We start from the raw sequence: 20,613 nt of genomic DNA on the forward strand, positions 1-20,613 counted from the left end.
TCAGGCGCGTTTGCCTTCGAGGCGCGCGAGGACGCGGTCGCGGCCCATCAACGGCAGTAGCGTCTTAAGTTCCGGTCCGGCTTCGAGGCCAGTCAAGGCCAGCCGCAGCGGATGGAACAGGGCCCGGCCCTTGGCGCCGGTTTTCGCTTTGACTGCGGCTGTCCACTCCGACCAGGTGTTCTCGCTCCACGGCGCGTCCGGCAGGACGCTCGCCGCAGCGACGGTCAACTTCGAATCTTCGATCACCGGCTCGATGTCGCCCGCGACGACGTTCCACCAGATGCCGGCGTCCGCGAAGGTCTCGAGGTTGCCGCGAACGGCATTCCAGAAGTCCTCGCGGCCTTCGATGCCCGCGGCGCGCAGACGCTCCGCGACGGCTGCGTATTCGAGCGTGTGAAGGAGCTTGCTGTTCAGCACCTTCAACTCGGCGACATCGAAGCGTCCGGGAGCCGTCGAGATTTTCGAGAAATCGAGCTTGGCTGCAAGTTCATCGCGCGACTGCAACGGCTCGATCGCGTCCGACGTGCCGACGAGCGCCGCGTGGCAGAGGACCGCCATCGGCTCGAGGCCTTCGTCACGGAAGCTTTGGATGGAGAGCGCGCCTAGGCGTTTCGAGAGCGCCTGTCCGTCCGCGCCGACCAGCAGCGAGTGATGACCGAACGCGGGGGGCGTTGCGCCCGCCGCTTCGAAGATCGCCATCTGCACGCCCGTATTCGTTACGTGATCTTCGCCGCGTACGATGTGCGTGATGGCGAAGTCGACGTCGTCGATGACGCTCGTGAAGGTGTAGAGGTAGGTTCCGTCGCCGCGGATCAGCACCGGGTCCGACAGCGAACCGAGATCGACCGACTGATCGCCGCGGATCAGGTCGTTCCAGGAAATGAGCGTCGGCTGCGGCGCGAGCCCGCGCCCTTCCGAGGTGTTCGGCAGTTTGAAGCGCCAGTGCGGCTTTTCTCCGGCTGCGATTTTGGCGGCGATCTCTTCGGCTGAGAGCTTCAACGCGGCGCGGTCGTAGATGGGCGGCCGGTGCATCGCGAGCTGGCGCTTGCGGCGGCGGTCGAGTTCCTCTTCCGTCTCGAAGCATGGATAGAGCGCGCCTGACGCTTTGAGGGCCTCCGCGGCTTCGTCGTAGCGGGCCGTCCTGTCCTGCTGGCGCGCGAAATCGTTCCAGGTGAGGCCGAGCCAAGTCAGGTCATCGCAGATTGCGGCGGCGAATTCCTCCGTCGAGCGCACCGTGTCGGTATCATCGAGGCGCAGCAGGAAGCTGCCGCCATGCTTTCGGGCGAACAGCCAGTTGAGCGCCGCCGTCCGGATGTTGCCGATATGGAGCCGCCCTGTTGGGCTCGGTGCGAAGCGGACGCGCGGTGTCATGTCTGGCCTTTGATCGATTCAGCGCCGCACCCTACTTCCTGCTAGCCCAAACGCAAGGCGTGCGATCCGGGGGGGGCGGTCGCCTACTGCGTCTTCGACGCATCCAGCGCGGGATCCGCGGCCTTTGGGGCGCCTTCCGGCGTGCCCGGCCGAGGTTGACGGGCCGGCCCGACATCCTCGCGGAATTTGTTGGTGATCGGATAGCGGCGATCGCGGCCGAAGTTCCGGGCCGAAATCTTGACGCCCGGCGCAGCCTGGCGGCGCTTGTATTCGGCGAGATAGAGAAGCCGTTCGACCTTCTTCACCGTTTCGACGGTATGGCCGCGGGCGATCACGTCGGCGACGGGCATCTCCTTCTCGACAAGGCATCTGAGGATGTCGTCGAGCGCTTCGTAGGGCGGAAGCGAATCCTGATCGGTCTGGTTGGCGCGAAGTTCTGCGGTCGGCGCTTTCGTCAGGATACGTTCTGGAATGACGACGCCCGAGGGACCGAGTGCGCCTTCCGGCAGGTGGGCGTTCCGCCAGCGCGTCAAATCGTAGACCTCGGTCTTGTAGAGATCCTTGATCGGATTGAAGCCGCCATTCATGTCGCCGTAGAGCGTCGCGTAGCCGACCGACATTTCGCTCTTGTTGCCGGTCGTGACGACCATGCCGCCGTACTTGTTCGACACGGCCATCAGGATCGTGCCGCGCACGCGGCTCTGCATGTTCTCTTCGGTGATATCGGCGTTGGAGCCGGCGAAAAGATCCTTGAGGCTCCAGGTGAGACCGGCGACGGTCGGTTCGATCGAAATCTTGTCGTAGCGAATGCCGAGCGCCTTCGCACAAGCGGCGGCATCATGCAAACTATCGTCGGACGTGAATTTCGAAGGCAGCATGATCGCGTGGACGCGCTCGGGCCCCAGCGCGTCGACGGCGATGGCCGCGACGAGCGCTGAATCAATGCCGCCGGAAAGTCCGAGCACGACGCTGGGGAAACCGTTCTTCTCGACGTAGTCCCTGAGACCTAGAACGCAGGCTTGATAAGCGGACGCCGGTCCTGCGGGAAGCTTCGCGACATCTCCCCGCTCGCATCGCCAGACATCGGCAGATTTTTTCCACTCGGTCAAAACGATTGCTTCGCGCCACGCGGGAAGCTGAATGGGCAAACTGCAATCGGCGTTGAGGACGAACGACGCGCCGTCGAAAACCAATTCATCCTGGCCGCCGACCTGATTGAGATAGGCGAGCGGCAAACCGCTTTCCGTCACGCGTGCGACGGCGACGTTCATGCGGTTGTCGGGCTTCGGCCAATCGAAGGGCGAGCCGTTAGGCGACACGAGGATTTCGGCTCCCGTTTCGGCAAGCGTCTCGACGACCTCAGAGCCCCAGATGTCTTCGCAGATCGGCACGCCGATTCGGACGCCGCGGACGTTCAGCGGGCCCGGCATCGGTCCCGCTGCGAAAACGCGCTTCTCATCGAAGACGCCGTAGTTCGGCAGATCGACTTTCAGTGTCGTCGCCTGGATGCGGCCGCCATCGAGCAGCGCGACGGCATTATAAATTTTGCCCTCGTGGTTCCAGATCGCGCCGATCAAAATCGCCGGGCCTTCGGCGCAGGCGGCGGCCAGCCATTCGAGCCGCTCGCGCGTCGCCTGTTGGAACGCGGGCTTCAGCACGAGATCTTCGGGCGGGTAGCCGTTGAGAAAAAGCTCGGGGAACACGACGACGTCGGCGCCGAGTTCCTTGGCGCGGGCGTGGGCGGCTGCGGCGCGCTCGGCATTACCGTTCAAATCCCCGACGACGGGATTGAGCTGCGCGAGGGCGATCTTGAGTGAATGAGGTGCGATCATGCCCGGTATTTAGAGTGCACCGCAATCAAGGTCCAGGACCACAACGTTCTCGCGGCAGCGGAACCCTCCTCAACCATCATCGTCTTCACAGGGAACCGGGAATTCCACGTCGGGGTCCCAGCAGATTTCGGCTGCATGGATGCGGGAATCGACAGGGGCCGTTCGCGCGTGGGCCGATGCCGCGGAAATTCCCGCGAGAACGGCCAAGATCAGAAAGAGGCGTATTCGCATAGCCGCAACATCCGGTAAAACCGAATTGGCGGCTCGCTATCGCAAGCCGTCATTCAGTATACAGCATTTGCAGTCGGCGGGAAATCGCGCCGGCTATGCGATCAGCGTTTTCGGCTCCGGCCGCCCCTCAGCATCTCGCTCTTTCTTCAATTGCTCAGCAACGAGGAAGGCAAGTTCCAACGCCTGATCGGCGTTGAGGCGCGGATCGCAGTGGGTGTGGTAGCGGTCCGAAAGATCCTGCTCGGAAATGGCCGTCGCGCCGCCGGTGCATTCGGTAACGTTCTGGCCCGTCATCTCGACGTGGATGCCGCCCGCATGCGTTCCTTCGGCCCGGTGGACTTCGAAGAACGACAGGCTTTCCTTCAGGATGCGATCGAAGGGGCGCGTCTTGTAGCCATTGACGGCGGAGATCGTGTTGCCGTGCATCGGGTCGCAAGACCAGACGACGGAACGGCCGGCCTTCTTCACCGCGCGAATGAGCTTCGGGAGATGCGCCTCGACCTTATCGTAACCGAACCGGCAGATGAGCGTCAGGCGGCCGGGCTCGTCCTTCGGGTTCAGAAGGTCGATCAGGCGCAACAGACCGTCGGCGTCGAGGGACGGACCGCACTTCAGGCCGATCGGATTCTTGATGCCGCGGCAGTACTCGATGTGGGCGTGATCGGGCTGGCGCGTTCTGTCGCCGATCCAGATCATGTGTCCGCTCGTCGCGTACCAGTCGCCGCTCGTCGAATCCTTGCGCGTCAGAGCCTGCTCGTAGCCGAGAAGCAGCGCTTCGTGGCTCGTGTAGAAGCTCGTTGCGCGAAGTTGCGGCGTGTTGTCGGACGTGATCCCGCAGGCGCGCATGAACTGTAGCGTCTCGGCGATGCGGTCGGCGATCTCCTGATAGTGATGGCCTTGAGGGCTATCCTTCACGAAGCCCATGTTCCACTGATGCACGCGCTCTAGGTCGGCATAGCCGCCCGTTGCGAAGGCGCGGATCAGGTTCAGCGTCGCCGCCGATTGGCGATAGGCTTCGAGCTGACGGACGGGATCGGGAATACGCGCTTCCGAAGTGAACTCCGGGCCGTTGATGATGTCACCGCGATAGCTCGGCAGTTCCTGACCGTTCTTCTTCTCGGTCGGCGACGACCGCGGCTTCGCGAACTGCCCGGCAATGCGCCCCAGTTTCGTAACGGGTTCGCCGCCGGCATACGTCAGCACGACCGCCATCTGAAGAAAGACGCGGAAGAAATCGCGGATGTTATCGGCGCGGTGCTCGGCGAAGCTTTCGGCGCAATCGCCGCCCTGGAGCAGAAAACCGGTGCCCGATGCGATGACCGCGAGCTGCTTTTTCAGCTCCCGCGCTTCACCTGCAAAAACGAGCGGCGGGAACGTCGCGAGCTTGGCTTCGGCATCGGCCAAAGCCTTGGGGTCCGGATACTCCGGCACCTGCATGATGGGCTTGTTACGCCAGCTGTCCGGCGACCATTTTTCAGTTTGGGCGTTCGACGCCATAGTTAACTCCTGAAGAGCACATATCGGGCGCGTACCCAGCGGCGGCGCCTTCAACTGCTCTGTGGCATATTATCTCGGGGCTTATAGGAGATATCCGCGGCCCGCGCTAGCGCCAGAGTGACCTGCTTTCATGCGCTCAGAGTCCGGCAGACATACCGCCATCGACTGCCAGTTCCGAGCCAGTGCAATATAGGCTGTCGTCGGAGGCAAAAAAGACCACGGCTCCGGTCATGTCTTCGGGCCGCCCGAGGCGTCCCATCGGCGTCTTGTCGATCAGGGCCTTCTTGACCGGCGGCAGTTTCAAGAGGCGGTCGGTAATGCCGGTTTCGACATAACCAGGCGCGACGGAATTCACGCGAACGTTAAAGGGGGCGTATTCGACGGCGAGGCCCTTGGTCAACGCGGTGATCGCGCCCTTGGTCGCCGTGTAGGCTGCGAGCGGACGCAAGCCCCGGTTCGCCATGATGGACGAGATATTGATAATCGACGGCGCCTTCGACTTCCGCAGAAGCGGCAGCCCATCGCGCGAAAGCCTCAGAATTGCGTCGAGGTTGACCTCGCGCAGTTTCGCCCAATCGGAATCCGACAACTGACGAACTTCGCCGCGAACGAGAATGCCCGCGTTATTTACGAGGACGTCTGCGTATCCATGCGCCTTCTCGACATTGCGGAGGAGCGCCGTCGTATCCTGCCCCTTTGAGACATCGACGGTCATCGCGGTCGCGGCGCCGCCCTTCGACTTGATGTAGCCGACCGTCTCTTCTGCGGTTTCGCCGTTGATGTCGGTGACCCAAACATGCGCGCCTTCGACAGCAAAGCGCTCGGCGATGGCTCGCCCGATGCCGCCGCCCGAGCCCGTTACGATGGCGATCTTTCCGCTGAGCCGCGTCATGTGTTCCCTCTGGTCGTGGCGCCCGGCCGTCATGAAGCCGTCTTGTCGTGAAGTGGGCCGAAGGCATACGGCGGGGCTATCCCCCGATCAACCGGCAGCTTCGCCAGGTGCGAGCCATTTTTCGCGAAGTGTTACCAGTTCCTCTGCGGCGGATGGATGCAAGGCCATCGTCCGGTCGAAATCGGCCTTGCAGGCGCGCATGCGAACAGCAACTGCCGCCATCTGCACAATTTCGGCGGCATCCGGCCCGAGGACGTGGACGCCGACGACCCGATCCGTCGCGCCCTCGACAACAATCTTTACGAGCATTTTCTCATCGCGGCCGGCCACGATGGCCTTCATCGGCCGGAAGCTCCCTTTGTAGATATGGACGTCGGCGTATTGGGCGCGGGCTTCCTGCTCGGTGTAACCGACGGTGCCGATCTCTGGCGTCGAGAAGACGGCGGTCGGGATCGTGGTGTAGTCGACCATCCATGGCTTCTTGCCGAATAGCGTGTCGGCAAAAGCGTGGCCTTCGCGGATGGCTACCGGCGTCAGGTTCACGCGATTGGTGACGTCGCCGACGGCATAGATCGACGGCACCGACGTTTGCGAGGCGTTGTCTACGACGATGGCGCCTGCGGGATCGAGATGGACGCCGAGGGCTTCGAGACCGAGATTCTTCGCGTTCGGAGAGCGGCCGATGGCGAACATGATCTGATCGGCTTCGAGCGTCTCGCCTCCGGTGATCGTGCCGGCGAGGCCCGATGCCGTCTTCGCGATCTTCGTGAATACTTGCCCGGTGATGATGCGAATGCCGCGCGCCGTCATCGCGGCTGCGAGCCCGTCGCGCAAATCCTCGTCGAAGCCGCGAAGGAATTTGTTGCCGCGATAGATCAGCGTCACTTCGGAGCCGAGGCCATTGAAGATCGAGGCGAACTCGACGGCGATGTAGCCGCCGCCCGCAATGACGATGCGGCGCGGCAGTTCTTTCAGATTGAATGCTTCATTGGACGTGATGACGTGTTCGACGCCCGGAAGCTTGGGATCGACGTTGGGATGTCCACCGGTCGCGACTAGAATCGTCTTCGCAGTGACGATCCGGCCCGACGTCGCGAGGCGAATCTCGTTGGGCGAGACGAGCGTTGCCCTTTCGGCGAAAACCTCCACTTTGAATTTTTGGAGCGTGGCGCGATAGGCGGCTTCGAGACGCGATATTTCGTTGTCTTTCGCGCGTATCAGGGACGGCCAATCGAACGTCTCGCTGACGGTCCAGCCAAAGCCCTTGGCGTCTTCGAAGTCATCGGCGAAGCGGCTGGCGTAGACGAGAAGCTTTTTCGGAACGCAACCGCGGATGACGCAGGTCCCGCCGACCCGATACTCCTCGGCGATGGCGACCTTGGCGCCGTAGCTTGCCGCAATGCGGGCAGCCCTGACGCCACCGGAGCCCGCGCCGATGACGAAGAGATCAAAATCAAAGTTTGTCATGGCTCGGTCTGATGTGAACTATTTCTGATCGGCGGGCTGCGGTGTTGCGCTCGCCTTCATCTCGTCGGCGATCTTGCTTGAGTATTTCAGGCCGATCTCGGCGCCCTTCCGCATCAGCTCCGGCGTTTTCTGGATGAACTTGGCGCCTGGGCCCGAGCGATAGAAATCGGTGACAGCTTTCAATTCTTCGGCCGTGAACGTCTCGGCGTAAAGGTTGGCGCAATCGGTAATCAACTGCTCCTGATAATCGAGGAGCTTCTTCATGCCGATATCGAACTCCTCGGAACGCTTTTTACCCGCTTCCGATGCGTCGGCACCGACGCCTTGGGCAAAGCCGCGCGCCATGGCTTCGATCATGCCAGCCATCTGCTTCTTTACGCCCGTCACTTCGAGCAGTTCGCGCGCCGCGGCGACACGCGCGGGATCGGGAGGCGGCGGGGCATTATCCGCGAGCGCCGCAGTTGTGAAGCAGATAAGGCACAAAGCAGCTATTCGCAGGGTTTGCCCCATAATCAGAAGTCCTCTTCAAAATCGGCTTCAATGCCGGACAGCACTTCAACGCCTTTTGGCCCCGCAATGATCCCGACGTCCGCTATTCCTATGAACAGGCCGGATTCGACGACTCCGGGCACCAGCTTCAGAGCGTCGTCCAGGGCTTCGGGATCGTCAATCAAGCCGAAGGCGCAATCGAGAATATGATTGCCGTTGTCGGTTACGAATGGCTTGCCATTCGTGCCAGCACGCAGCTTCACCTCGCCTTCGCATCCGCAATCGGCGGCAAGCTTGATGATCAAGTTCTGGGTCGCCGCCAGTCCGAACGGCACGACTTCGAGCGGCAACGGGAAGGCGCCGAGATTTTCGACGCGCTTGGTGTTGTCGGCGATGATGACGACACGATCGGAGGCGACCGCCACGATTTTCTCCCGGAGGAGTGCACCGCCGCCGCCCTTGATGAGCCGCAGGTCCGAATCGATTTCGTCGGCGCCGTCGATCGTCAAATCGAGTTCCGGCGTCTCGTCGAGCGTCGTCAGCGGGATGCCCAGCGCTGCCGCCTGCGCGCGCGTCGCCTCCGATGTCGGCACGCAAACGACCTTCAGGCCGCTTTTCACTTTGGCGCCCAGAAGATCGACGAATTTTGCTGCAGTCGAGCCCGTGCCGAGGCCAAGCTTCATACCGTCTTCAACGTACGTCAGCGCCTGTTCGGCGGCTTGTCGCTTCCAATCGTCAGTGCTCATTACGGCCTCAAGCTTTTGCGAAAATCGCGCCCTCCGCGCGGGACCTCTCTAGGCTCCGGATGCGGCTCTTTCAAGCCAGCCATCCGAGCGAGCCGTCGTGACGCCGTGACAGGGGCGCCTGAGATGAATACGCTACTTTGAAAATGCGAGGAGAATTCATGCAGGGCTGGACCATCGTCTTCGACCTTGACGGCACGCTCATCGATACGGCTCCCGACCTTGCCGAAGCGACGAATCACGTGCTCGCGACGCTCGGACTCGACCGCATCAACGAACTCGAAATTCGCCCGTTCGTCGGGCACGGGGCGCTGGCGATGATCGAGGGGGCGGTGAAAGCCCATGGCCGGAAGCTGTCGGAGCGGGAGCTGCACGACCTCTTCGAGGTGTTCATCGTCTATTATTCCGCACACATCGCAGACTATAGCGTCCCTTATCCGCACGTCATCGCGACGCTCGAAGGGCTCAAGGCCCGGGGCGCCGCGCTCGCGGTCTGCACGAACAAGATGGAGACCCAAGCGCGCGCCGTTCTGGAGACGATGAAGCTCGACCACTATTTTTCGGCTTTGACCGGCCGCGATAGCCTCGGCGCCTATAAGCCCGATCCGCGACACCTGACGGGCACCATCGCGCTGGCGGGCGGGCGGCCAGAGACCAGCATCATGATCGGCGACAGCGAGACTGACATCAAAACGGCGAAAGCCGCTTCGATCCCGGTCGTCGCGGTCAGCTTCGGCTACAGCGTCGATCCCGTCGCGTCGTTCGGGCCCGACGCCATCATCGACGACTACCGGCACCTGCCGCGCGCGATCGAGACGTTTCTCGGAAGTGCCGTCAGTATGTCAGAACCCGGCAGTCGCTCGACATGATTTCCTCGATGAAATGCGCGGCGCCGATGACGCCGCTGCATTCGGGGATCACGTCTTCCTTGCGCATGGCGCAGACATCGAGCCCCGGCGAGAAGCAGAAGAACCTGACGCCTGCGGCGTGCGCTTCCTTGATGAAATCGTAGATCGAGCGGGCTTCATCGGGTTTCAGCCGAATGCTGGCTGCGACCCCGGTTTTCAGAAGCGTCGCCGCGGTACCCGTGCAGATGACCTCGACGTGATAGTCCATTCCGGCGGCGACAGATGCCTGGAAGAGCGGTGCGCTCAAGCTCTCGCCGCTTCGCTGATCGGCGTTCGCCAGGACGATGATGAGCTTCTGCGGCATCGCTGCCCCTCGCTCCGCTGAGAATGAGGGACACACTACGCCCGCGGGGCCGCCTGCTGCAACCTTGCGGCAACCCGCTTCGTCAGACGTCGTGACCGCTGATGTAACGGCGATAGACGAGAATCGTCGCGGGCAGGAACACGAGATCGGCGATGAGCGATGCGAGAAGCGTCACGCCGCAGACGAGGCCGAAGAGCCGAAGCGACGGCAGCTCGGAAAAAACGGTCACGCCGAGGCCGAAGGCGAGCACGATCGTCGTCAGGATGATCGCGGGGCCGACGAGCACGCGGGCGTTGCGGATCGCAACCTCGGGAGGCACCCCGGGCTTTTCCTCCAATCGCAGGCGATTGAGGAAGTGAATGAGCGCGTCGACGCCCAATCCGAACACCACGATCAGCGCGACGACGGACGAGAACTCGAGGCCTCCTCCCAGAAACCACAGCATCGCTCCCGTCGTGACGACCGGGAAAAGCCCAGGCAGCAAGCTGATGACGCCGACAAAGAAGGAGCGGAACGCAATGGCGAGCAGCACCGCGGCGATAAGCACGCAAATCGGGATGCTTTCATCGAGCTGCGTGATCATGCGGTGGCTGTTGCGGGCGGCGATCGCCGGCAATCCCGTCACCGATATTTCATAGGCAGGAAAGGCTTTGCGGACCGGATCGAGCGCCTCGTCGACCTTATGGACGAGCGGCAGAATCTGACTGGCGTCGACGTCCGGCAGGCGGCCGGTGACAAGCACCGCGTCCTGCTCCTTGGCGATGAAGCGGCGGACCAGATGGTCGGGAAGCAGATTGACGTACTTCTTCACCGTTTCGACGTTGTCGTCGCCGTTTTCGCGCAGCCAGCGCCTGAGGCTTTCAAGCGACCAGACGTTGCCGAGGCCTGCTGCCTTTTCGAGCGCGAGGTGCGTCTCCTCGATGACTTTGAGCGTGCCGGGATCGTAAAGGCTGGCGCCGTTGTTCCAGCGAATCATGACGTGGAAGGGGTTGGCGCCGGTCAGCTTGGAGTCGATGCGGCCCGTCGCGGCGAGCGCCTGCTCGCGGTCGGGCACCTGATCGGCGAGCCGGTAGCGCGGCTCAAGCTGCAGATGGAGCGAGGCGAAATAGATGAAAAGTCCAACTCCAAGGAGCGTATAGAGGACCGAGTGCTTGATGACGCGATCGACGATGGCGCCGACGAACGTGCCAAGCGCGTCCATCATACCGTCGGCAGGCGCGTGATCGCGCGCCAAGGACTTTTCATTGCGGATGAACAGCAGACCCAGGATCGGCAGGACGACGATCACGGCCACGAAGGAGATGCAAACCGCCATCGCGCCGGCTTCTCCGAACGTGCGGATGAGGCCCGATTCCGACAACAGAAGTGCCAGGAACGCGAGAAGCGTCGCGCCATGCGCCAGTACGCACGCGGGACCGACGACGTTCACTGCGAACGTCACGGCCTGAAGCTTGGTATCGCCCTCGCGCAGACGAATGCGAATGGCGGACACCATCTGCATGCTGTCCGCGAAGCCCATCACCAGGATGAGCGGCGTCATCACGTTCAGGAAGAGATTGAGCTTAAAATTGAACCAGCCGAGCAGACCCAGCGACCAGCAGACCGCGATGACGGGCGGCAGCGCGGCGACGAGCATCAGAGACACGCGCCGGAAGAACAGCGCCGCAATGGCCGCGCCGAACAACAGGCCGAGGCCGTTATAGACGATCTGATCGCGTTCGACGGCGTTGCGGATTTCGAGTTGCATCACCGGTGCGCCGGCGAGTTTCACGCTGAGACCGGCGGGTTCCAGATCTTCCTTCGCGGTCCGCTCGATGTCGCCGATAACGGCTTTCGCGGATTTCTCGGCGACGAAATCACGATTGAGCGAGAGGACTATCAACGCAAGCTGGCCGTCTTCCGACAGGAACTTGCCCTTGACGATGTCGTTGCTTTTCAGCGCGTCCATGATCTGGTCGAAGGCCGGACCTTCGGGCAGCTCATCCGGAACGATGGGCGGCGCGTATCCCGTGGGATCGGGTTTGCCGCGGGCCGAGAGCATCGAGACGATGCCGTTGACGCCGTCGGCCAGCTGCAGATCGGCGGCCGCGCCTGAGAAGGCCTTCAGGCCATCGTGGGTGAGAAGGTTCTTGCCTTCGACGACGACCAGTACATCGTATTCGCTGGACGGGAAGCGGCGGTCGATCTCTTCGTAGGTGTGGAACTCCGGTGTCTTCGTTCGAAACAGCTCAGAGAGGCTGTCGTCCACTTTCAAGCGCGTCAACCCGGTGACGGCAGCGGCGGTGAGGAGCACGACGATGATGGCGGCGAGGATTGGGGCCTTGATGCCGATGAGGCCGAGCTTGTTCAGGCCCAACGACATCAGATGCGGGCGTTGCGGCTCCGTTGGCTTCAAAGCATCCTCCCCAACGACTTCGATCTAAGAAGCCGCCCAGGCGCCCCCTGCAATCGTGCGTTTGTTTGCGGGAGACATCGCATTTTGCTGGGGTTCCGTGCAAGAACTACATAGCATTGAACGCAGCGGTAAATGCGCCGTCAACAAGCGTGCGCCGGCATTGCCGACAACTTTGGCTAGAGGTGCCGCGTTACAGGCGACGCGAATCACACAGGTCACGCAAACTCTCCTTGCTTCAAGTCCGCCGGGTGTGGAACAGCCTCATGTTCATCCCCCCAACGCCTCCGATCTAGGATCTTCGATGCTTAGAACCTCGCCGTTGCCGATTATCGCCACCCTATTCTTCGCCGCAATCGCCTTGGCCTTCGCGGGAGTGCCGAGCGCATTTGCGTTGAAAAAGGCGGTCGTCGGGCCTGTCACGCTCGAGGTGCCGGACGATTTCAAAGAGGTCGCGGGCGCCGAAACGCCGACCATCCGTCAGGATGCTTCGGGTATCACAGTCGAAGTCTCAGAGCTTCCGCCGGAAGCATTGGAGGAATTCAGGGGGCAACCGTTTCTCGATTTTCTCGCGAGCCTCAAGTATACGAACGCCGCGTACGCCACCGGTGCGCTGAACCGGAGAGACACATACAGCTACGTCCTGGCTGATGCTGTCGGGGCCAAGGGGCCCGAGTCGCGGTTCCTGCTGATTATCGGCGATTCCAAACGGGCCGCCATCATCACCGCTTACGCGCCGAAGAGCGAGATCGACAACGGTCACGCGACCCGCGCCGCGATTGAGGCGATCCTTTCGAGCGCTGCTATCCTCCCGGCCGGTGCGGCGAAGCGGTGAGCTTGACAGTGCCATGCGACGCCTCGCATATGGGCCATCCCAAAATGGGCGGTTAGCTCAGCGGTAGAGCACACGCTTCACACGCGTGGGGTCATAGGTTCAATCCCTATACCGCCCACCATCCTTAATGCTTCGCATATTGAACCGCGTGTTCGCCTTTTTGGCGTGCGCGCAGGGAGACGCGCGTGGTTTAATCGTACCATTGGAAGCCATTTATCGCGTTTTCGCCACATTGCGCGCAAATTCGGCCATCAAACGCCGTCACTAGTCAACCGGGGGAGTTCGAGGGAGAACACTATGTCTATCAGGGGAATGAGCGTCGCGTTGCTGGTGCTGTTTGCAATCGTCATGGCTGCGCCCGAGAGCCGTGCGGCATCCGCGCGCGAGATCGATGGCAGCGTGCACGAAACGCTCGAGAGATTTTTCTACAAGATCGGCGGGGCGCGTGACCTCGCGAACAAGGCTGCCGGCATTCTCGTCTTTCCGTCCGTCGTGAAAGCCGGATTTGGCGTCGGCGGCGAATACGGCGAAGGCGCGCTTCTCGTCCACGGACGTAACGCAGGGTATTATAACACGATCTCGGCCTCGTTCGGCTTTCAGCTCGGCGTGCAAGCGCGGTCCGTCATCATCGCGTTCATGACGCCTGAAGCGCTCGAACAGTTCCGGCGCACGGCCGGATGGAAGGTCGGGGTCGACGGCTCCGTCGCGATTATCACCGTGGGCGTCGGCGGCTCGATCGATACGAACAAGATCACGAGCCCCGTCGTCGGCTTCATCCTCGATCCGAAGGGCTTGATGTACAATCTCACGCTCGAGGGATCAAAGATCTCGCGCATTTCAAAGTAAGCCCGGTTCTCTGGGCATTTGGCCGGGCTGTTCCGCAGGGAACAGCCCGGTCAACTGGATAAGTGCTGTGCTGCCCCGGTTTACGAAGGGGCACACATGCAAAAATCATTTTTGAAGGGCCGCGCGTTTGGCGCCGCCGTTATCGCATTCGCCGGCATTGCAAGCGGCGTTGCACACATTGATCATTTCCGATGCCGGGCGGTAACGAAGCCCGCAGATCCAGCGTACACGCCGTAACGTAGTCATTATGCAGCGAGCCCGCGTCAGCGCAGCCCTACTGCCGGAGCGACCCCCATGGCACTGAACAGCACACCGTTCTCGAAGCCAGATCGCTGGTTCTTTTGGCTCACCCTCGCCGCCGCGATCCTCGGCGTGTTGTCGTTCTTGAGCGGATCGCGGCTCGTCGCCGAGGAAGGCGTGCCTATCCCGGCGCCGGTTGCCGATGAGCACCCGGCGGCGGATGCCGGTTTGGAGACAACGGTGCTAGCCGGCGGCTGCTTCTGGGGCGTGCAAGGCGTGTTCCAGCACGTTCAAGGCGTGACGAGCGCGACGTCGGGCTACACCGGCGGCAAGCAGGCGGACGCGCACTACAATGTCGTCGGCACGGGCGATACGGGCCATGCCGAGTCGGTTCAAATCAAATTCGATCCCAAGACGATCAGCTACGGGAAGCTCTTGCAGATCTACTTCTCGGTCGCGCACGATCCGACATCGCTCAACCGGCAGGGACCCGACACGGGGACGCAGTACCGGTCGACGATTTTCCCGCAGACGCCTGAACAGGGCAAAATCGCGGAGGCGTATATCGCGCAGCTCGAAAACGCTCACGTCTTCCCGTGGAAGATTGCGACGACGGTGGAACCCGGCCGCACGTTCTATGCAGCCGAGGACTATCATCAGAATTTTCTGACGCTCAATCCGACTTATCCGTACATCGCCATCAACGACATGCCGAAGGTCGAGAACCTGAAGAAGCTTTTCCCGGAAAACTATCGGGCCGCGCCGGTGTTGGTCGCGGTCGCGAAACCGGCGAACTGAAGCTATAAGTCGCGTGCTTAGGCGTTGCGCGCCATCGGCTCGAGGTCTTCGGTATAGATCGAATACATCGGCTCATCCTGCAGAATGACGTCGGTGTATTCGCCGTAGCCGTTGAAGCGCGTTCCCATAGCGCGCGCGTACGCACCGAGATTGCCGATCTCGATGTAATCGCCTTCACGGACGGACGCGGGCAGCATGAACGGTCCTTTCATGCGATCGATCGAGTCACACGTCGGGCCCCAGAATTCGAATGGCTCGAGCGGCTCGTTCGGATCGAGACCTGGGCGGATCAGCCGGACCGGGAAGATGAAGCCAAGGTGTGCGCTGTCGAACAGCGCGCCGTAAGAGCCGTCGTTGATGAACAGCTGGTTGCCGGGCTTTCTGAGATCGACCTTTACGATCAAGCTCTCTGCTTCGGCCACGAGCGCCCTCCCCGGTTCGCAGATCAGGCGGCAATGCTCGGTCACCGGCATCTTCGCCATCGACGATTTGATGACCTCCATGAAGTCGGAGAGGCGCGCGGGGACACTATCGGTGTAGCGCGACGGGAACCCGCCGCCGATGTCGATCGCGTCAACGACCACACCGGCTTTCACGATGTGCTTCTTCACTTCCTCGAAGGCCATTGCATAGGCGTCTGGCGTCACCGTCTGCGAGCCGACGTGGAACGTGATGCCCAGCTCGTCGGCGACCTGGCGCGCCTTGACGAGCAGGCGCTGCGCCCGTTGGCCCGTGATGCCGAACTTATGCTCGAGGGGAACGCGGCTGTTTTTCGCCGGCACCGAGATGCGGACGAACAGCTCGAGGTCTTTCGCCCCTTCGGTCTCTTCGACGATCTTCTGCAGCTCGTCCTCGCTGTCGAGGGCAAAGCACTTGATGTCGTAGTCGAAGTACGCGCGCCGGATTGCGTAGCGGGATTTGACCGGATGCATGAAGTGGAGCCGCACGCCCGGAATGGTCGCGGCGTCTTCCAGTTCGGCCACCGAGGCGACGTCGAACTGCTTGATTCCCGCGCCGAAGAGAGCGCCGATCAGAAACACGGAGCTGTTCGCCTTGTAGGCGTAGGCCACCTCGCCCGGAAAGTTCTTGATGAACCAGCGGGCGGCACGGCCGGCTGCGTGGGGCCGAGCTGCGAAGACCGGAAGATCCGGCTTCATCTCGGTCACCATTTCAAGGGCGCTGGCAAACTTCTCCATCGCGAAAGAACCTCCTGCGGAAGACCTATCCGGTTTCGCTCGCGGCAGCCGAGCAATGTCGGCTCTGGATGCAATATTGAAGGGGTGCATTTAGGTATCTCGGCCCCTGCTGTAAAGCCTTTCGGAACCCAAACGCTCTCCATGGTCGCTGGATTCTCGCTCCGTGGCGAGGGACTGCCGCGAATGACGCACCTTGCGATGCCTTTTGGCACCTCTCACGCGCGGCACATGTCAGTTTGATGAAGGTCTAGATGAAGGTCCGGCGTACGCGAATCGCAGGCTAGCTGCGCCCGAGGACGAGAATCGCGCGCCCGTCCCTCAGAGACTTCTCGCTCGCCACGTCCGGCCGCGGCGCGGGAATGCGTTCGCCGCGATCCTGCTGGCGGCGAAGGGCGCCTGATCGCGCGATACGGGCGCGCTCGGCCTTTTCCGGATTCGTCCGCATCTCCCAATCGGTGACGAGCGTGTCCTGAAGGAAGTTCTCCCAATTGCCGAGAACCGTAAAACGCTGCCGTTCGAAATCATGCTCGATACCGACAGGCGGCGTCGCGCTCGTCGAACAGCGTCCGAGGATCGTTTCGCTGCCTTCGGCCTTGTAGCGCAGTTGAAACGGCGCGTCGGAGGGCGGGATGCTGACGGCTTCACCCGCGGTGATGAGGTTGTCGGTCTGGAAGTCGCTCGGGAAGAGTACCGTCGCGACGCCCGCTGAATCGACGCTAATGACGGTCAGATAGCATTGGTTGTCGGCCTCGGCCTTGATCGTCACGAGGTCGCCCGGCGCCGGACGCGGTTTGTCGAACCACATCGTCAGCCCGATCTCCGACTTGACGTCGCGCAGAAAGCCCGCCGACGCCGTGGTTTGAACCGGCGCATCCGTGCCTTTCAGAAGCGAAAAAAGATGCTCGAGCTCATTGCGGGAGAGCACGCCATGCAAGAGGCGGCGTGCGAGCGGGGCGGCCGCGCCCTTCGCATCGGCCAGCTCCTTCAGAAATTCCGGACGTTCAAGACCTGTTTCTCCCAGCGCCACCTCGAAGTCGGCGCCTTCGCGATAGCGGCGCGCCAAGCCCGTGACCAGCTCGTCGCCGTGCACTCTCGCATCGAGATCGATGCCTACGGCCTTGGCGGCGGCGCGATAGCGATCCCATCCGCCGAGCATCAACAATGCATTTTCGCTGTCGGTGCCAAAGAGCGGCAGCGCGGCACGACGGTCGGGCGTCATCGGTCCCGCGGTGATATCGACCGGACCGGCTGCGCGGAAATCATCCTTGGCTTGCACCAGTCCGTCCGTGTGGCACGCAAAGCAATTGGCGCCCGCTTTCGTCACCGGTTCGACGGCATCGGCCTCGACACCTGCGTAGGGCTTTTCGATACCCGGTAAGGCACGGTCGACGCGATTGCCCGCAGCGTCGAACAGCGCGAAGGCGTAAAACCCGTTTGGAAGTGCGAAGAGCGCGCGTATCTGATCCGGCTTGAACGGCTGCTTCGCCTTCATCGCCGATTTCGGACCCTGCGGGTGCTCGAAGACATTCTGCTCTCCGGTACTCGTCGCGAAGTCGTAGGCGAGCCAGAGACCGGCGGGCTTTCCGGGGTGTCTTTCGATCAGCCGGTTGCCACGCGTCACAGCGCTTTCCCGGATTGCAATGCGGCGCACCGAGCCGGCTCGAATGTTCGCGTCGAGGTCGGTTCCGTTCATTATCGCGAGGTCGGCAAGCTTCGCGGGAAGCCCGAGCAGCGCGTAATAGAGCGGCGTTTCTCCGGCCGCGGCAGCGAGCCAATCGCCGTTGACCACGATGGCCGGACTGCCGGCGGTTTTCACGACATCCGGCGCGACGACGTGCTGGAGCGCGGAAGGATATGCCTTTTCGATCAGCTTCCAGCGCGCGTCATCCCAGCCGTAATCGGCGAGGCGGAAGGAGAACAGCGTGCCTGCATCGTCGAGCGGTGTCAGCTTTAGCGGTTCAGGGGCCCACGACAGACTGTTCATGAGCTTGTTGAGCGCTTTGCCGTAAGCCGTCATTTCAGCTGGGGTGGCGCACGAGTTGTAGAGATGGACGAGCGAGATGAAGCGCACGTCCTTGCCTTGATCGCGTTCGAGGTGCTGGGCCTCTCGCATCAGCTTATCGATCACAGCCGGGCGCACGGACTGGCGCGACGGGCAGCTCTGCACGGCGGGGGCAAGATCCTTGATCCACCGGCGAACGGCTTGGATGTCATCCGGCGTCGGCTCGGGCTTCGCGTCAGGACCGGTGAAAACGTCGAGCGGCGCATGGCGCGTTTCGAAAACGTCGTAGAGACGCGACGCGTCGGGGAGACCGGGCTTCACCAGAACCGGATCGCGCGCCTGATCATCGATCGCCAGAATGTTCGCGAGGCCGCCCGATGGGAGAGGCCGCTCCAGCCGTCCGGCCTGGTGACAGCGGGCGCAGTGAGTCTCGAGCGCACTATAGGCCTTCGCCGCGCGCGGCTCGTCGGGCCGAGCTGGCACCGATACGGCAGCGTTCTTCGTGGCGTTGGGGCTCACCTGCGCGATGACGAGATTGCTTGCACTCACCAAGCCGAGCAGGCTCGCAATCACGCATGAAAAATTTATCAGGTTTCTCAACCGCACGTCCTTGGGGCCCCGCCCGTGTCTTCTTCTTGTCCGACGCTCCCTAGCGGCCGGGTATATTTAAGCGACGCGGCACCATCGTGGCGCGGCCCGTTGGGTCGCCGCGGCGTGCCGTCGTTAACAGAGATGAAGAATTCGTTAAATCGCTGAAGTGCGAGTTAGGCATTCCGCGACTTCAAAATCGACCCGAAATCAAAGATCGGTTACAAAGATCTTACTTCAATCGATCAAACAGGCGCAGGCAACTAAGCAATGGACCTCAAGGCAGGGTATCGGAATTCGCCAGCCGACCGTCTGGCTTTAGCGACCATGATGATCTGCTTCCTTGCGACCGGAGCACTCTTGATCACGACGCTTGCCCGTATGCCCCACGCTCAAGTTCAAGACGCAAAGATCCCAAGCACCGTCACTACAAAGTAGTCACTTGCCTATCTGACTCACCCTTCGATCCTGACTTTCTAGATCCATACCGATCCGATTGGGCCCCTCGCCAGCAGCGCGGGGCCCTTTTTCTTTCTTGTTCGGCCTTGCGCATCAGGGCGTGCCGGCGCCTGAACTTTTCACAACCACCACATAGCCGCCGGCCTTGAGCTCGGCGACGACCTGCTCGAGATGTCTTCGGTCGCGCGTCTCGATGACGAGATTGAGCTCGGTGCCTTTCGCCGGCACATCGGTGAAAACGCGCTGGTGGTAGACTTCGACGACGTTCGCACCGGCTTTGCCGATAATTCCGGAGACCCTGGCGAGCTGGCCGGGACGATCGGGAATATCGATGGCGAGGCGCGAGAGGCGGCCGTCGCGCGCGAGTTCGCGCGTCAGTACGCTCGCGAGCAGCCGCGTATCGATGTTGCCGCCGCAAAGCACCAAACCGATCTTCTTGCCCTTATAGAGCCTGTTGGCCCCGATGAGCGCCGCCAATCCAGCGGCGCCCGCGCCTTCGACGACGGTCTTCTCGATCGTTATCAGCAGTGAGACGGCGCGTTCGAGATCGACTTCCGAAACAAGCAAGATATCGTCCACGAGGGTCTCGATGATCTGCTGCGTGAGGCTTCCCGGAGCCGTGACCGCGATGCCTTCCGCGAGCGTATCGCCGCCGACGGGCAGATGCGATTTTTTCACCGCGTTGAGCATCGATGGATAAAGCTGGGCTTCGACGCCGACGACCTTGATGTTCGGGTTGATCGCTTTCGCGGCGACCGCCATGCCCGAGATCAAGCCGCCACCGCCGATCGGCACGATCAGCACATCGAGATCGGGGGCGGCCGCGAGCATTTCGAGCGCCACCGTCCCCTGCCCTGCGATGATCGCGGGGTCGTTGTACGGGTGAACGAAGGTCATGCCGCGTTCGGCGCCGTAGCCGACGGCAAAGCCGTAGGCTTCCTCAAGGCTCTGGCCTTCGAGAATGACGTTCGCACCGTGGCTACGGGTGTTCTCGACTTTGATCGTCGGCGTCCAGGCCGGCATGATAATCGTCGCGGGGATGCCAAGGCGATGGGCATGGTAGGCGACGCCTTGCGCGTGATTGCCGGCCGACATCGCGATCACGCCGTTTTCGCGCTCCGCCGGGGACAGCGAGAGCAGCTTGTTCAACGCGCCTCGCTCCTTATAGGACGCCGTGAACTGCAGATTTTCGAATTTCAGCCAGATCTCGGCATTGAGCAGCGCGCCCAGTGTCCGGCTCTGCTCGAAGCGAGTCGGGATCACGGCGCCCCGAATGGCGTCGGCGGCGCGGACGATGTCGTCATAGCCGACGGCAAGCTCAGGCGGATGAAACGTCGCTAATTTGGTCATTATCTTCCGGCAGGTTTGATCAGTTTTGCAGGTCTTATCACACTGGTTATCACACTGGCACGCGGTTGGCCCTCAGCGCTTTTTTTCGAAGTGGTTTAGCGCGCGGGGCTGCGGAGGCCGAGGCGTTATACCGTTCAGCGTCGGCTCAGGTAGGGTCCGTTTCAATTGCGGGC

General features: G+C 62.0%; 16 protein-coding genes and 1 tRNA gene. 5 read left to right on the forward strand and 12 right to left on the reverse strand.

Translation table 11 applies throughout. The features are described 5' to 3' along the window. The 7 genes from gltX to rpiA all read right to left on the reverse strand — a co-directional run bounded on the left by gltX (position 1) and on the right by rpiA (position 8,525). A complete protein-coding gene (gene gltX / locus K2Q04_RS05940; protein ID WP_291160588.1) occupies positions 1-1,371 on the reverse strand; it encodes a glutamate--tRNA ligase in 1,371 nt (456 codons plus the stop codon). Positions 1,372-1,454: 83 nt separating this feature from the next. Beyond that, complete coding sequence (locus tag K2Q04_RS05945) at positions 1,455-3,203, reverse strand: NAD+ synthase (RefSeq protein ID WP_291160591.1); 1,749 nt, start codon at positions 3,201-3,203, stop codon at positions 1,455-1,457. Positions 3,204-3,527: 324 nt separating this feature from the next. Next, a complete protein-coding gene (locus tag K2Q04_RS05950; RefSeq protein ID WP_291160593.1) occupies positions 3,528-4,931 on the reverse strand; it encodes a class II 3-deoxy-7-phosphoheptulonate synthase in 1,404 nt (467 codons plus the stop codon). Between the two features lie 136 nt (positions 4,932-5,067). Continuing rightward, positions 5,068-5,823, reverse strand: a complete 756-nt coding sequence (locus tag K2Q04_RS05955; RefSeq protein WP_291160596.1) for a glucose 1-dehydrogenase — start codon at positions 5,821-5,823, stop codon at positions 5,068-5,070. An 87-nt stretch (positions 5,824-5,910) separates the two neighbouring features. Continuing rightward, positions 5,911-7,290: a glutathione-disulfide reductase gene (gor, locus tag K2Q04_RS05960; RefSeq protein ID WP_291160599.1), complete on the reverse strand. Its 1,380-nt coding sequence runs from the start codon at positions 7,288-7,290 to the stop codon at positions 5,911-5,913. Positions 7,291-7,308: 18 nt separating this feature from the next. Continuing rightward, positions 7,309-7,800, reverse strand: coding sequence for a DUF2059 domain-containing protein (locus tag K2Q04_RS05965; protein ID WP_291160602.1), 492 nt, complete (start codon positions 7,798-7,800; stop codon positions 7,309-7,311). 2 nt (positions 7,801-7,802) lie between these two features. After that, on the reverse strand, positions 7,803-8,525 hold the full coding sequence (rpiA, locus tag K2Q04_RS05970; RefSeq protein WP_291160605.1) for a ribose-5-phosphate isomerase RpiA: 723 nt from the start codon (positions 8,523-8,525) through the stop codon (positions 7,803-7,805). A 158-nt stretch (positions 8,526-8,683) separates the two neighbouring features. Here rpiA and K2Q04_RS05975 point away from each other — a divergent pair, with 158 nt between their 5' ends. Then, positions 8,684-9,391, forward strand: coding sequence for an HAD family hydrolase (locus K2Q04_RS05975; RefSeq protein ID WP_291160608.1), 708 nt, complete (start codon positions 8,684-8,686; stop codon positions 9,389-9,391). Here K2Q04_RS05975 and K2Q04_RS05980 read toward each other — a convergent pair. Both K2Q04_RS05980 and K2Q04_RS05985 read right to left on the reverse strand, forming a co-directional pair. After that, positions 9,357-9,734 (reverse strand): DsrE/DsrF/DrsH-like family protein, encoded by a 378-nt coding sequence (locus K2Q04_RS05980; protein ID WP_291160611.1) that lies wholly within the window; start codon positions 9,732-9,734, stop codon positions 9,357-9,359. The two genes, K2Q04_RS05975 and K2Q04_RS05980, sit on opposite strands and share 35 nt — an antisense overlap. Positions 9,735-9,816: 82 nt before the next feature. After that, a complete protein-coding gene (locus K2Q04_RS05985) occupies positions 9,817-12,129 on the reverse strand; it encodes an MMPL family transporter (protein ID WP_291160614.1) in 2,313 nt (770 codons plus the stop codon). A gap of 301 nt (positions 12,130-12,430) precedes the next feature. On the opposite strand from K2Q04_RS05985, the gene K2Q04_RS05990 reads away from it, so the two are divergent. The 4 genes from K2Q04_RS05990 (at position 12,431) to msrA (ending at position 14,845) form a co-directional block, all read left to right on the forward strand. Then, positions 12,431-12,961 carry a hypothetical protein gene (locus K2Q04_RS05990; protein ID WP_291160617.1) on the forward strand — a complete coding sequence of 177 codons (531 nt, stop codon included), beginning with the start codon at positions 12,431-12,433 and terminating at the stop codon, positions 12,959-12,961. Between the two features lie 46 nt (positions 12,962-13,007). After that, positions 13,008-13,082, forward strand: a tRNA-Val gene (locus K2Q04_RS05995). A gap of 176 nt (positions 13,083-13,258) precedes the next feature. Beyond that, the gene (locus tag K2Q04_RS06000; RefSeq protein WP_291160620.1) at positions 13,259-13,807 is read left to right on the forward strand and encodes a YSC84-related protein; all 549 of its coding nucleotides are present in this window, start codon (positions 13,259-13,261) and stop codon (positions 13,805-13,807) included. A 294-nt stretch (positions 13,808-14,101) separates the two neighbouring features. Then, a complete protein-coding gene (msrA, locus tag K2Q04_RS06005; protein ID WP_291160623.1) occupies positions 14,102-14,845 on the forward strand; it encodes a peptide-methionine (S)-S-oxide reductase MsrA in 744 nt (247 codons plus the stop codon). A gap of 17 nt (positions 14,846-14,862) precedes the next feature. On the opposite strand, the gene K2Q04_RS06010 is transcribed toward msrA, so the two are convergent. The 3 genes from K2Q04_RS06010 to K2Q04_RS06020 all read right to left on the reverse strand — a co-directional run bounded on the left by K2Q04_RS06010 (position 14,863) and on the right by K2Q04_RS06020 (position 20,440). Continuing rightward, the gene (locus K2Q04_RS06010) at positions 14,863-16,041 is read right to left on the reverse strand and encodes a type III PLP-dependent enzyme (RefSeq protein ID WP_291160624.1); all 1,179 of its coding nucleotides are present in this window, start codon (positions 16,039-16,041) and stop codon (positions 14,863-14,865) included. 280 nt (positions 16,042-16,321) lie between these two features. Next, complete coding sequence (locus K2Q04_RS06015) at positions 16,322-18,643, reverse strand: DUF4384 domain-containing protein (protein WP_291160626.1); 2,322 nt, start codon at positions 18,641-18,643, stop codon at positions 16,322-16,324. Positions 18,644-19,183: 540 nt separating this feature from the next. After that, positions 19,184-20,440, reverse strand: a complete 1,257-nt coding sequence (locus K2Q04_RS06020; protein WP_291160629.1) for a threonine ammonia-lyase — start codon at positions 20,438-20,440, stop codon at positions 19,184-19,186. Between the last annotated feature and the right edge of the window lie 173 nt (positions 20,441-20,613).

The sequence above is a fragment of the Hyphomicrobium sp. genome, assembly GCF_019753045.1.
In the GTDB taxonomy this organism is placed as follows: Bacteria; Pseudomonadota; Alphaproteobacteria; order Rhizobiales; family Hyphomicrobiaceae; genus Hyphomicrobium_B.